Genomic DNA, 13896 nt, shown 5'->3' with positions numbered 1-13896 from the left:
CTAGGTACGGTCAACCCTTCACTCACTGAGCTATAAATAGCATTGTCATTAACCTCAGATAAAAAAAGCCTCTTCATAATGTAATGCAAAGTTACCCTTGCGCCAGGCTGGCAATAACATGTTCCAAGCGCGCCATACCTTGCTGGATATCTTCTTGCTCAATCACCAGCGAAGGCGCTAAGCGCAATACATCTGGCCCGGCATTGAGGATCATCAAGCCATTCGCTGCCGCAGCTGTCAGGAACTCCCGTGCACGACCCTGATATTGCGGTGCTAATTCAGCGCCAATCAATAGCCCCATGCCGCGGATATCACTGAACACATGATACTTGTTATTGATCTCTTGCAGAGCTTGCACAAATAGGCCGTGACGCTGTTCAATACCATTAAGTACCTCAGGGGTGTTAATGACATCCAACGCGGCTTCTGCCACCGCACAGGCGAGAGGATTGCCGCCATAGGTAGTACCATGCGTGCCTACCGCCATCACCGATGCAATTTCTTCTGTGGTCAGCATCGCGCTGACAGGGAACCCGCCCCCCAGAGCTTTAGCTGTCGTGAGGATATCTGGCGTCACACCATAATGCATATAGGTAAACAGCTTACCGCTGCGCCCCATGCCGCTTTGCACTTCATCAAATACCAACAGCGCTTTATGTTGGTCACAAAGTGCACGTACCCCTTGCAGAAACTCAGGTGTGGCAGCAGTAATCCCACCTTCACCCTGAATAGGCTCCAGCACGACGGCACAAGTATGGTCGTCCATGACAGCTTTTACCGCAGCCAAGTCATTAAACGGCACGTGGATAATATCCGCCGGTTTCGGGCCAAATCCATCGGAATACTTTGGCTGCCCACCAACGGATACAGTAAACAGGGTGCGACCATGAAATGCATTATGGAACGCAATGATTTTAGTTTTATAAGGACTATGGCGTTCAATGGCGTAATGGCGAGCTAACTTAAACGCCGCTTCATTTGCCTCACCACCAGAGTTAGCGAAAAACACCCGATCGGCAAAAGTTGCTGCAATCAGTTTCTGTGCCAAACGCAGTGCTGGCTCATTGGTAAATACGTTACTGGTATGCCATAACATTTCACCTTGCTGATGCAATGCTGCTACCAGTGCCGGATGGCAATGACCCAAGGCAGTAACCGCAATTCCACCTGCAAAATCAATGTATTCCGTACCTTGTTGATCCCACACGCGGCTTCCTTTCCCTTTTACCGGAATAAACTGCGCTGGTGCATAAACAGGCAAAATAACCTGATCGAATGTACTGCGAGTTACTGCTAATTTATCTGCCATTACGCTGTCCATCCTAATAAACCATTGAGTTGCCAATTTCTGACATGTGAAAATATAATCATAAAATATGCATAAAAAATCACAATCAGGCAAACGAAAAATAAACCAATTGGTAAAGTAGATCTCAACAGATTAATTTTTAAGGAAATTATCTAATAACTGATGGCCTTGCTCGCTAAGAATACTCTCCGGATGAAACTGCACCCCCTCCAGTGGCAAGGTGCGATGGCGGATACCCATAATCTCATCCATCACTCCGTCTTGTTCTGTCCATGCGGTCAGTTCAAAACAATCAGGCAGTGAATCGGCGGCAATCACTAAAGAGTGATAACGAGTCACCGTTAGCGGCTGATTAAGCCCACGGAAAACCCCCTGCCCACTGTGGCGAATTGCTGTCGTTTTACCGTGCATCACTTGTCGCGCCCGCACGATACGCGCCCCAAAAGCCTGCCCCAGTGCCTGATGACCCAGGCATACGCCCAGTATGGGTAATTTACCGGCAAAATGACGAATAGCATCCAAGGAGATCCCAGCCTCATTGGGGGTACAAGGGCCGGGGGAAATAACCAAATGAGAAGGTGATAGCTTTTCAATATCAGCTAGTTGTACTTCATCATTGCGTTTAACCAGCACCTCTGCACCCAGCTCGCAAAAATACTGGTACAGGTTGTAGGTAAACGAATCGTAATTATCGATCAATAACAGCATTTCATATCCAAAAAATCAGGTTAGCGCTTGCGCCCACCAGTAATTGACCCCAGAACACCGCGCAAAATTTGTCGCCCCAGATCGCGTGCCATACTTTTAGCCGCAGTCTGAACGATACCATCTCGTTTGCCACCACGCGGGCCTGTCGAACCAAATAGCAAATCATTTAGCCCATCCATCAATCCGCCCCCCTGATTACTCGGCTGCTGCGGAGCAGTCGTGCCGTCTGGAGCCGCATCTCCCAAGGTGGAGGAACCGCCGGCGGATAACTTCTCATATGCCGACTCGCGATCCACCATCTCTTCATAGCGGCCATACAGTGGTGAATGATTGATGGCGTGATTACGTGCTGCGGTGTCCAGTGCGCCCATTTTAGATTGTGGGGCAATCACCATAGCGCGCTCAACGATATTGGGCCGCCCTTTCTCATCAAGGAAGGAAATAAGTGCTTCGCCAACACCCAGTTCGGTAATCACCTGTTCGGCGCTGAATGCCGGGTTCGCGCGCATGGTTTGCGCCGCAGATTTAACCGCCTTTTGATCCCGTGGAGTAAAAGCACGTAGAGCATGCTGCACGCGATTGCCCAATTGGCCGAGAATTTTATCAGGAATATCCAATGGATTTTGTGTCACGAAATAGATGCCAACCCCTTTTGAGCGAATCAGCCGTACCACTTGCTCAACTTTATCCACCAGCGCAGTCGGAGCATCGGTAAACAACAAATGGGCCTCATCAAAGAAAAAAACTAATTTAGGTTTATCGACATCACCAACTTCAGGTAATTGCTCAAAAAGTTCAGCTAGCAACCACAGCAGAAAAATTGCATACAGTTTTGGTTGATTAATCAGACGGTCAGCGGCCAGCAGATTGATAACCCCTTGCCCATCGCTGTCAGTTCGCATCAAGTCGTGAATGTCCAACATCGGCTCGCCAAAAAATTGGTTAGCGCCCTGCTCTTCTAAAGTCAGTAAACCGCGCTGGATAGCGCCAATCGAGGCGGGTGTAATATTGCCATATTGAGTGCGGAACTGTTTTGCATTATCGCCAACGAATTGCACGATGGCGCGTAAGTCTTTCATGTCCAGCAGCAGTAGATTGTTGTCATCCGCAATTTTAAATACCAATTGCAGCACACCACTTTGCACTTCATTGAGATCAAGCAAACGTCCCAGCAGTAACGGGCCAAGATCGGAAATGGTAGCTCGGATTGGGTGGCCTTTTTCAGCGAAAATATCCCAAGGCACAATCGGGCAAGCTTGTGGTTGCCAGTCTGTCACCCCAATTGCCGCCAGTCGTGCTTGCAACTTTTCTGACGCAACACCTTCAGCACCAATACCGGATAAATCGCCTTTCACATCAGCCAGAAAGACTGGCACGCCAATGCGGGAAAATTGCTCGGCCATTTTTTGTAACGTGACGGTTTTACCGGTACCTGTCGCGCCAGTAATCAAGCCATGACGGTTTGCCAATGCCGATAAAATCACTAAATCCTGTGCCGGCTGTGCCTTCGCGATAAGCAATGCTTCACTCATAAACCGTTACCCCCAACTGAGACAGATAATTGATTATATGCAACCTGGTTAGGCAAAAGGATTAATTTCTGGTGAGGATGGGATGTTAGTAGGGTATATCAGCCTTCGGGGAAGAAGGCTGACAACTAAATCATTAAGGTAAAACTTTTGCCGACAGAATAGTGATCGGTTTCACCGGCACATTTTGGTATGGCCCGACGTTTTCGGTCTGAACCTGAGAGATTTTCTCTACCACGTCCATACCCTTAACCACTTTACCGAACACGGCATAGCCAAAGTCACGTTGGCCATGATCAAGGAAAGCATTATCTGCCACGTTGAGGAAGAATTGGCTGGTGGCGCTGTCTTTATCTGCGGTACGGGCCATAGAAATGGTGCCACGCAGGTTACGCAAGCCGTTATCTGCTTCATTTTTGATCGGCGTTTTAGCCGTCTTTTGTTTGAAATCGGCAGTAAAGCCCCCGCCCTGAATCATAAAACCGGGGATAACGCGGTGGAAGATAGTGTTGTTGTAATAGCCGTTGTTGACGTAATCAACGAAATTCTGTGTTGAAATCGGTGCCTTCTGGCTATTGAGTTCCAACTCAATATTCCCAACCGACGTTGTTAACAACACATGAGGTTCACCGGCAGCTAAAGCTGCGGGCACCACGGCGCTTAGGGAGCAAAGTGCAATGAAGGTCACTAAAGTACGTTTGAACATTAACGGTTCCTTTCTGTGGGATGCGAACAACGGAAAAGCGCTTTGATTCTAGAGAGCTGACCCGCTCAATGCCACCCATTTACGGTTATTTACGTAACAGAATACGCATTTTCGCAGGAAACTCACCACTTCGGCCGTTAAACCGCGTAATAGAGATTAATTAGCCAAACTAAACCATCCACCCAATCTCAGGCAATGCCGAAATTCTGCAACCGGGATCACGTCTTGCTTATTTCCTTGCTCTCAGGCTGTCATTTTTGCGAGCAACATCCCATTTTGTTTTTGGTTAATCGTTAGTCTTCTCCCAAATGAGAGCGCTCTCATTTATAATTTACTCATTTGGAGGCCAAATATGAAAACCTTTAAAATTGCCATTGTTGGCGGCGGCAGTAGTTATACCCCTGAACTAGTTGATGGATTAATTCAGCGAATTGACCAACTGCCGGTTACCGAACTGGCACTGGCTGATGTCGAGTTAGGTCGTCAAAAAGTGGAGATTATTGCCGCGCTGACCCGCAGAATGCTGGATCGTCACGGGTTGGAACAGGTGAAAGTTAGTGTTCATTTCTCACTGGATACCGCCATTGAAGGTGCCAGTTTCGTTCTGACACAATTCCGTGTCGGCCAACTCCCGGCACGGGCAGCGGATGAGCGTTTGGGTTTGAAATATAACTTACTCGGGCAGGAGACCACGGGTGTCGGCGGTTTTGCCAAAGCGCTCCGTACCATTCCGGTTATGCTAGATATTGCTGCGAAAGTTGAAAAACTGGCACCGGATGCCTGGATAATCAACTTTACCAACCCAGCCGGTATCGTCACCGAAGCAGTAACCCGCTATAGCAAAGCGAAGATTATTGGCCTGTGTAATGTCCCGATCAGTATGCACCATATGATTGCGAAGTTACTGGATGCGCCTTATGAAGATATCCAGCTGCGTTTCGCCGGGCTAAATCATATGGTATGGGTGCATGAAGTGCTCCAGCAGGGTAAAAACGTCACCGCAGATGTGCTAAACATGTTGTGTGACGGAGCCTCACTGACCATGAACAACATCAAAGAAGCACCATGGCCACCGGAGTTCCTGCGAGCAATGGGTGCTATCCCTTGCCCTTATCATCGCTATTTCTACCAGACACAAGATATGCTGGCAGAAGAAATGGCCGCAGCGGCTGAACGCGGCACCCGTGCAGAACAAGTGATGCAGGTAGAAAAAGAGTTGTTTGATCTGTACGCTGACCCACATCTGGATAGCAAACCGGAGCAACTCAGTTTCCGTGGCGGATCATTTTATTCTGAAGTAGCACTGGAACTTATTCGTGCAATTCATAATAATTTAGGTACGCAACTAGTTGTGAATACAACAAACCGTGGCGCGATTCGTGGTTTGTCTGATGGTTCCGTGGTAGAAACCAACTGTATTGTTGATGCGCAAGGTGCACACCCACTGACTTTTGGCCCTTTACCGGTTTCCATGCATGGGCTAACCCAGCAAGTCAAAGCCTATGAGCGCCTGACAATTGAAGCTGCAGTGCACGGCGATCGCCGTAGTGCTTTGTTGGCATTGGTGACCAACCCACTGATTGGGAACGCCAGTATTGCTCAGCCACTATTGGACGATGTGCTACAAGTAAATAAACTTTACTTGCCGCAGTTCGCAGATTTGTAACATTCATTCATTTTATACTCTACGTAATTGGAGTTGCAGTTCCCCCTGCAACTTCAAGTATGAAGGGGATTGGAGTCAGCAATGGTCACACTGGAAGACGTCGCGGTATTAGCCGGGGTTTCCCGCGCTACGGTATCCCGCGTGGTCAATGGTGATACCAATGTTAAAGCGCAAACGCGTGAAAAAGTTGAGCAAGCGGTCGCAGTTTTGGGCTACACCCCGAACCCTGCCGCACGGGCACTGGCCTCCAGCCAAAGTAATACGCTGGGGTTAGTGACCACATCCTACCGTGGTGGCTTTTTTGGGGCGTTGATGGATTTCGTCCAAACTGAAGCCGAATCGCAGGGTAAACAGCTGTTAGTCACTCAGGGGCGGGATAACGCAGATAAGGAATGGCAGGCTATTCAGCGCCTGTATAACCTACGTTGCGATGGATTAATCCTGCATGTGCGTTTTCTCAGTGATGAAAGGCTACATCAGTTAGCGGCAGCAGGCCGTTCGTTTGTCTTATTGGATAGACTGGTTCCCGGCCTGGAAGCTCGCTGTGTCACTTTTGATCATCGCCGTGCCAGCCAAATGGCTACACAAGTACTTATTGATGCCGGCCATCGCCACATTGCTTGTATCAGTGGTTCAGCGCAGCGCCATTCCAGTGAATTACGTCGTCAGGGCTTTATCGATGCGATGCAATTAGCCGGTTTAGAGCCGGTAGCTTGTGTGGAAGGGGTATATGACCTGGAAAGCGGCTATCAACGTGCAGATGAGATCCTCAAGCGCCCACAGCACCCCACCGCTATATATTGTTGTAACGAAGAAATGGCTATTGGTGCCCTGCTCGCTATCAATAAGCATCACTTGCAAGTCCCGCAGGATATTTCATTGCTTTGCTATGACAGTGGCGAACGTGCTCCATTTGTCAGCCCGGCATTAACCAGCTTACATTTCCCCATTGTAGAAATGGCGCGATATGCCACTCAACTGCTGATTAACCCATTGATTCCCATTGCTAGTTTCCCACCTACGATTATCATGCGCGAGTCAGTTATGCCGCCTAAAAAATAGCATTTATGTAAATTCAGCGCTGATTAACATGCATCTGCCTGCCACTCTTTCCTGGTGTGAAAACAGACTCAAAATATCCTCATTTCCTGTCATATTCAGAATATTTATCAATGCCTCGCCACTACAAATTGTGACACCTCACTATTTTTCGCAATCGCGCTCCACTCATTGCATTAAAAATTGAATGTAAATCACAAAAACTCACTATGCCTGTGCTAGGATCCGCCGCCTCAGTGCAGAAATGGTTTTAGCGCTTTTTATATATGCTCTTACTATTATTGACTTAACATTATGCTGACACAGGCCCCATCTATGAATAACAGCAATCGCCTTCGACTCACTTGGATCAGTTACTTTTCATACGCGCTGACCGGTGCGTTAGTTATTGTCACCGGGATGGTGATGGGAAATATCGCAGAGTATTTCAATCTGCCTATTGCCAGTATGAGTAACACATTCACTTTCCTTAATGCCGGTATTTTGATCTCTATCTTCCTGAATGCCTGGTTGATGGAAATCATTCCATTAAAACGTCAGTTAGTGTTTGGTTTCATTCTGATGTTAATTGCGATTGCCGGATTAATGGTTGGCCATAATCTGATGATCTTCTCCATCAGCATGTTTATTCTCGGCGTCGTCAGCGGGATAACCATGTCGATAGGTACCTTCCTGATAACCCACATGTATGAAGGACGTCAGCGCGGGTCACGCCTGCTGTTCACCGACTCATTCTTCAGCATGGCCGGGATGATTTTCCCGGTCGCCGCAGCGATGCTGCTGGCACGCCATATCGAATGGTACTGGGTCTATGCCTGCATCGGCTTGTTGTATGTCGGTATTTTCGTGCTGACATTGTGCTCTGAGTTCCCGGTTCTGGGCCATAAAGCCACCGATCAAAGCAAACCTGTGGTGAAAGAAAAATGGGGGGTGGGCGTGCTGTTCCTGGCGATTGCCGCACTGTGTTATATCTTGGGCCAACTCGGTTTCATCCAGTGGGTACCGGAATACGCCACCAAAACCTTCAACATGGATATCAGTCAGGCTGGCCAATTGGTCAGTAACTTCTGGATCTCCTACATGATTGGGATGTGGGTATTCAGCTTTATCCTGCGCTTCTTTGACCTGCAACGCATCGTCACCGTGTTAGCGGCGCTGGCAACATTGGCGATGTACATGTTTGTCAGTACGGATAATCCAGAACACCTGAGCTACTACATTCTGGCGTTGGGCTTTGTCTCTAGTGCCATTTACACCACGCTGATTACGCTAGGTTCACTGCAAACCAAAGTGTCTTCACCAAAACTGGTGAACTTCATTCTGACCTGCGGTACTGTCGGCACCATGTTAACCTTCGTGGTAACTGGCCCGATTGTGGCTAATAGTGGTGTTCATGCCGCACTGGCAACCGCTAACGGCTTGTACCTGACCGTGTTTGTGATGTGTCTGATTTTGGGCTTCTTCACCAAGCACCGCAGCCATGGCCACGTGACTCATTGATTTAGCTGTTTGATTGCCCTGCCGCCATATCGGTGCAGGGCAATTCCGTTTATTTAAAATCTACCCGCTCTTTCTGGCCGAGATAAATCCAGCTCTCTGCTGGTTGGGTCTTCGCTATCACCACGCCGTGGCGAATGGAATAATGCACCGGCACTTGCCGCCGCACCGCATCAAAACCGTTTTCTGCTGGCAGAATAATCAGATTGGCACTGTTACCCGTCTGTACCCCATAATCTGATAAATTCAGGGTTCTGGCACTGTGGGTAGTTATCAAATTCAATCCATCATTGATTTGGCTGTATCCCATTAACTGGCAGATATGTAACCCCATATGCAATACCTGCAACATATTGGCGGTACCCAGCGGGTACCACGGGTCGAACACATCATCATGACCGAAACAGACATTAATCTGTGCCGCCAGCATCTCTTTCACCCGCGTAATACCCCGCCGCTTGGGATAAGTGTCAAAGCGCCCTTGCAGATGAATATTCACCAGCGGATTGGCTACAAAGTTAATACCGGACATTTTCAGCAAGCGAAATAACCGGGAGGTATAGGCACCATTATAAGAGTGCATCGCCGTGGTATGGCTGGCGGTCACTCGCGCGCCCATGTTCTCCCGGTGCGCCAATGCCGCCACTGTTTCGACAAATCGCGACTGCTCATCATCAATCTCATCACAATGAACATCCACCAGCCGCTGATATTTTTGCGCCAATGCAAAGGCGATATGTAGCGATTCGACGCCATATTCGCGAGTAAATTCAAAATGAGGAATAGCGCCAACCACATCAGCCCCCAGTCGCAGCGCCTCTTCCAACAGCGCGGCACCATCAGGATAGGAGAGAATCCCTTCTTGCGGGAAGGCCACAATCTGCATATCCACCCACGGACTGACTTCCTCTTTGACTTCCAACATGGCACTTAAGGCCGTCAAGCTGGGGTCCGAAACATCAACATGGGTGCGGACATACTGAGTGCCATTGGCTATTTGCCACTTCAATGTTTGCCAGGCGCGCTGCTTAACATCGTCTCGGGTCAGTAAGGCTTTACGCTCAGCCCAGCGCTCAATGCCCTCAAACAAGGTGCCGGATTGGTTCCAGCTTGGCTGCCCGGCGGTTTGAGTGGTATCCAGATGAATATGCGGCTCAACAAATGGCGGCAATGCCAGTCCACCTTGGGCATCCAATACCCCATCACCGGTTACTGGCAGCTCCGGTTGCGGCACAATCGCCGTGATTTTGCCCTCGGCAATGGCTATCTGCCACAGCCCTGCTTGCCCGGCAAGGCGGATATTATTAATTGTGCTTAATAAATGATTCGTTGAAGATTGGCCCGCCATAGATGACTCCATGATTGCTTTCGTTATTACGCTTTAGCTTACCCGACCCACAGCCACTCGCCGATTTTCTTTTACTAAAACATCGTTTCAATTTAATGAATAAAAAAAGCGAAACTGAAACCATTCAGCTAAACATGAATGAAATCCACAACTTATAAAAAACGTTAAAAATCAGCCATCTACCACCTTAGAGGTATATGGATGGCAAATTGATTTACATCAATAAGTGCGCTGTGCGGAAGATTAAGGTGAGGGTAGAAAATTAAAAATTGAGGCAAAAATGAGCAAAGTCAAACTTGCCATCATCGGCAACGGTATGGTCGGCCACCGCTTTATTGAAGACTTATTAGATAAAGCAGATAAAGACCAATTTGAGATAACCGTCTTTTGCGAAGAACCACGCATCGCTTATGACCGGGTTCATCTTTCTTCTTACTTCTCCCACCACACTGCGGAAGAACTGTCATTAGTTCGCGAAGGTTTTTATGAAAAGCACGGCGTCAAAGTGCTGGTTGGCGAACGCGCCATAACCATTAACCGCAAAGAGAAAGTCATCCACTCCAACAGCGGCCGTACTCTATATTACGACAAGCTGATTATGGCGACCGGCTCCTATCCGTGGATCCCGCCGATTAAAGGCAGCGAAGGGCAAGACTGCTTTGTTTACCGCACCATTGAAGATTTAAATGCCATTGAAGCTTGTACCCGTCGCAGTAAACGCGGGGCAGTCATTGGTGGCGGATTATTAGGGTTGGAAGCCGCAGGCGCACTGAAAAGCCTCGGTGTTGAAACCCATGTCATTGAATTTGCTTCGGTATTAATGGCAGAACAGCTTGACCCAATGGGCGGTGACCAACTGCGCCAGAAAATTGAGCGCATGGGCGTCAGAGTTCATACCGGCAAAAATACGCAAGAAATTGTCCATAGCGGGCAAAACAGCCGCAAAACCATGCTGTTTGCCGATGGCACCCAGTTGGAAGTCGATTTTATCGTCTTCTCCACCGGTATTCGCCCACAAGACAAACTGGCTCACCAATGCGGTTTAGCCACAGCGCGCCGTGGTGGTATTGCTATTAATGATTATTGCCAAACCTCCGACCCGGATGTGTACGCCATTGGCGAGTGTGCATCATGGCAAGAGCGGACTTTCGGGCTGGTCGCACCGGGTTACAAAATGGCCCAGGTGACGGCTGACCATTTACTGGGGCGCGAAAATACCTTCCAGGGCGCGGACATGAGCGCCAAACTCAAGCTCCTCGGTGTAGACGTCGGCGGGATTGGTGATGCCCACGGTCGCACTGAAGGCGCACGCAGCTATGTTTATCTCGATGAAAGCAAAGAGATTTACAAGCGTCTGGTGGTCAGCGCCGACAACAAAAAACTGCTCGGGGCGGTGCTGGTCGGTGATACCAGCGATTACGGTAATCTGCTGCAATTAGCACTGAATAATATTGAGCTACCGGAAAACCCCGACAGCCTGATTTTGCCAGCCCATGCGGGCAGTAAACCAGCGATGGGGGTTGATTCCCTGCCGGATACCGCACAAATCTGTTCCTGTTTTGATGTCACCAAAGGCGACATTATTCAAGCCATCGGCCAGGGTTGCCATACCGTAGCAGCGCTTAAATCGGCGACGAAAGCCGGTACCGGTTGCGGCGGCTGCATTCCCTTAGTGACCCAAGTGTTGAATGCCGAACTCAGCAAGCAAGGCATTGAAGTTAATCATCATTTGTGTGAGCACTTCGCGTATTCACGTCAAGAGCTATATCACTTGATCCGTGTCGAAGGGATTAAAAGCTTTGATGCCTTGCTGGAAAAATATGGTAAAGGTTATGGCTGTGAAGTATGTAAACCGACGGTGGGTTCACTGCTGGCATCCTGCTGGAATGAATATATATTGGAGCCGCAACACACCCCGTTGCAGGATACCAACGACAATTTCCTCGGCAATATCCAAAAAGACGGCACTTACTCGGTTATCCCGCGCTCACCGGGTGGGGAAATCACGCCTGATGGTCTGCTGGCCATTGGCCGCATCGCCAAACAATATAATCTCTACACCAAACTGACCGGCTCACAGCGCGTCGGGATGTTTGGCGCACAAAAAGACGATCTCCCGGCTATTTGGGCGCAGTTGATTGAAGCGGGCTTTGAGACCGGACACGCCTATGCCAAAGCACTACGTATGGCAAAAACCTGTGTCGGTAGCACCTGGTGCCGCTTTGGGGTTGGCGATAGCGTCGGCTTCGGTGTCGCACTGGAACACCGCTACAAAGGCATCCGGACACCACACAAAATGAAATTTGGTGTTTCCGGCTGTACCCGCGAATGTTCAGAAGCACAGGGTAAAGATGTCGGGATTATCGCCACCGAAAACGGCTGGAACCTGTATGTCTGCGGTAACGGCGGGATGAAACCACGTCATGCGGACTTACTGGCAGCGGATCTGGATGAAGAAACCCTGATGCGCTATCTCGACCGCTTTATGATGTTCTACATCCGCACCGCCGATAAACTGCAACGCACCTCGGTGTGGCTGGAAAGTCTGGAAGGTGGCATTAACTATCTACGCGCCGTCATTCTCGATGACAAACTGGGCATTAACGACCAGCTAGAAGCGGATATTGCTCGCCTGCGCGATAAAGTCACCTGCGAATGGAAAGTCACCGTCGAAAACCCGGCTGCGCAAGTCCGTTTCGCCCACTTTATCAACAGCCCACTACGTGACCCAAATGTGCAAGTAGTGCCTGAACGTGAACAACATCGCCCGGCCCGTCCGGATGAACGCATCCCTGTTAGGGTGCTGGAACTGGAGGATAACTTATGAGTCAGTGGATTCCACTTTGCCCATTAGCCGATATTTTGCCCGGTAGCGGCGTATGTGGCCTGATTGGTGAGCATCAAGTCGCGGTATTCCGACCTTATGCGGACGAACAGGTGTTTGCCATTAGCAACATTGACCCCTTCGCTCAGGCCAGTGTGCTCTCGCGCGGATTAATCGCAGAACATCAAGGTGATTTGTGGGTGGCCAGCCCACTGAAAAAACAACATTTTCGCCTGCATGATGGCTTCTGTCTGGAAGATGAAACGCGCTCGGTTACCCATTTTGATGCGCGGGTTCGCGACGGCATAGTGCAAGTCAAAGCGTGATAGATAACAGTTATCCGGCCAGTGCCGGATAACCACAAAATAACTCTCGATCACAGGTATGAGTATGTATACAGATACAATTAACAAATGCGCGACCAACGCGGCCCGCATCGTCAAACTGGCAAAAGAAAGCCCGCTGGGATTTTGGATTGGTTCGGCGATGGCCGGTGCTTATGTTGGCCTTGGCATTATTCTGATTTTTACCCTGGGCAATCTGATTGACCCCGCTTACCGCCCATTAGTCATGGGGGCCACCTTTGGTCTGGCGCTGACTTTAGTGATTATCGCTGGTTCTGAGCTGTTTACCGGCCACACCATGTTCCTGACCTTTGGGGTCAAGGCAGGCACTATTAAATCCAGTCAAATGTGGACTGTACTGCCACAAACCTGGCTGGGGAATCTGCTGGGTTCTGTTTTTGTTGCCCTGCTTTATTACTACGGCGGCGGTAACCTGCTGTCAGTGGATACCAGTTTGGTGCACACCGCAGCGCTGGCAAAAACCTCTGCGCCCGCTATGACCTTATTCTTTAAGGGTGTACTATGTAACTGGCTGGTTTGTCTGGCGATCTGGATGGCAATTCGGGTAGAAGGTGCCGCTAAATTTATCGCTATTTGGTGGTGCTTGCTGGCCTTTATTGCCTCCGGTTATGAACACTCCGTAGCAAATATGACGCTGTTCGCCTTGTCTTGGTTCGGTCATCACAGCGAGGCTTACACCCTGAGCGGTATCGGTCATAACCTGCTGTGGGTGACACTGGGGAATACCCTGTCAGGCGCGGTATTTATGGGTCTGGGTTATTGGTATGCCACCCCACGGGAGCAACGTCCACAGCCTACGGTAGTCAATGCGCCACAAGCCGTAAAAGAGTGAGTTATACGAGGTTAATGGCAAAACCAGTGAGTGAAGGGTTTACCGCACCTAGG

The 13896-nt window shown here is 49.3% G+C and carries 11 protein-coding genes; 6 read left to right on the top strand and 5 right to left on the bottom strand.

Annotated features, from left to right (window positions below; genetic code table 11):
* Positions 1–91: 91 nt before the first annotated feature.
* The 4 genes from QSV56_RS13715 to ppiA form a co-directional block, all read right to left on the bottom strand.
* Positions 92–1309 (bottom strand): aspartate aminotransferase family protein, encoded by a 1218-nt coding sequence (locus QSV56_RS13715; protein ID WP_046694434.1) that lies wholly within the window; start codon positions 1307–1309, stop codon positions 92–94.
* 132 nt (positions 1310–1441) lie between these two features.
* Positions 1442–2017, bottom strand: a complete 576-nt coding sequence (locus tag QSV56_RS13710; protein ID WP_019084079.1) for an aminodeoxychorismate synthase component II — start codon at positions 2015–2017, stop codon at positions 1442–1444.
* A gap of 20 nt (positions 2018–2037) precedes the next feature.
* The gene (locus tag QSV56_RS13705) at positions 2038–3549 is read right to left on the bottom strand and encodes a helicase HerA-like domain-containing protein (protein ID WP_046051829.1); all 1512 of its coding nucleotides are present in this window, start codon (positions 3547–3549) and stop codon (positions 2038–2040) included.
* A 133-nt stretch (positions 3550–3682) separates the two neighbouring features.
* Positions 3683–4252, bottom strand: a complete 570-nt coding sequence (gene ppiA, locus QSV56_RS13700; protein WP_019081527.1) for a peptidylprolyl isomerase A — start codon at positions 4250–4252, stop codon at positions 3683–3685.
* A gap of 352 nt (positions 4253–4604) precedes the next feature.
* Between ppiA and QSV56_RS13695 the strand changes: the two genes are divergently transcribed.
* The 3 genes from QSV56_RS13695 to tsgA all read left to right on the top strand — a co-directional run bounded on the left by QSV56_RS13695 (position 4605) and on the right by tsgA (position 8477).
* Positions 4605–5918: a 6-phospho-beta-glucosidase gene (locus QSV56_RS13695; protein ID WP_019081528.1), complete on the top strand. Its 1314-nt coding sequence runs from the start codon at positions 4605–4607 to the stop codon at positions 5916–5918.
* A gap of 81 nt (positions 5919–5999) precedes the next feature.
* Positions 6000–6980: a LacI family DNA-binding transcriptional regulator gene (locus tag QSV56_RS13690; protein ID WP_046051830.1), complete on the top strand. Its 981-nt coding sequence runs from the start codon at positions 6000–6002 to the stop codon at positions 6978–6980.
* A 312-nt stretch (positions 6981–7292) separates the two neighbouring features.
* A complete protein-coding gene (gene tsgA / locus QSV56_RS13685) occupies positions 7293–8477 on the top strand; it encodes an MFS transporter TsgA (RefSeq protein WP_005174681.1) in 1185 nt (394 codons plus the stop codon).
* 49 nt (positions 8478–8526) lie between these two features.
* Here the strand turns inward: tsgA and QSV56_RS13680 are convergent, their stop codons facing one another.
* On the bottom strand, positions 8527–9822 hold the full coding sequence (locus QSV56_RS13680; RefSeq protein ID WP_301212769.1) for a cytosine deaminase: 1296 nt from the start codon (positions 9820–9822) through the stop codon (positions 8527–8529).
* 280 nt (positions 9823–10102) lie between these two features.
* On the opposite strand from QSV56_RS13680, the gene nirB reads away from it, so the two are divergent.
* The 3 genes from nirB (at position 10103) to nirC (ending at position 13843) form a co-directional block, all read left to right on the top strand.
* Positions 10103–12649, top strand: a complete 2547-nt coding sequence (gene nirB, locus QSV56_RS13675; protein ID WP_046694431.1) for a nitrite reductase large subunit NirB — start codon at positions 10103–10105, stop codon at positions 12647–12649.
* On the top strand, positions 12646–12972 hold the full coding sequence (gene nirD / locus QSV56_RS13670; protein ID WP_050132010.1) for a nitrite reductase small subunit NirD: 327 nt from the start codon (positions 12646–12648) through the stop codon (positions 12970–12972). The genes nirB and nirD overlap by 4 nt, the downstream gene beginning before the upstream one ends.
* Positions 12973–13036: 64 nt before the next feature.
* Positions 13037–13843 (top strand): nitrite transporter NirC, encoded by an 807-nt coding sequence (nirC, locus tag QSV56_RS13665; RefSeq protein ID WP_019081532.1) that lies wholly within the window; start codon positions 13037–13039, stop codon positions 13841–13843.
* Positions 13844–13896 lie beyond the last annotated feature (53 nt).

This window comes from Yersinia sp. 22-579 (assembly GCF_030433455.1).
GTDB lineage: Bacteria > Pseudomonadota > Gammaproteobacteria > Enterobacterales > Enterobacteriaceae > Yersinia > Yersinia enterocolitica.
The sequence above is the reverse complement of the archived record's forward strand: the minus strand, read 5'-3'. Positions and strand labels throughout refer to the sequence as shown.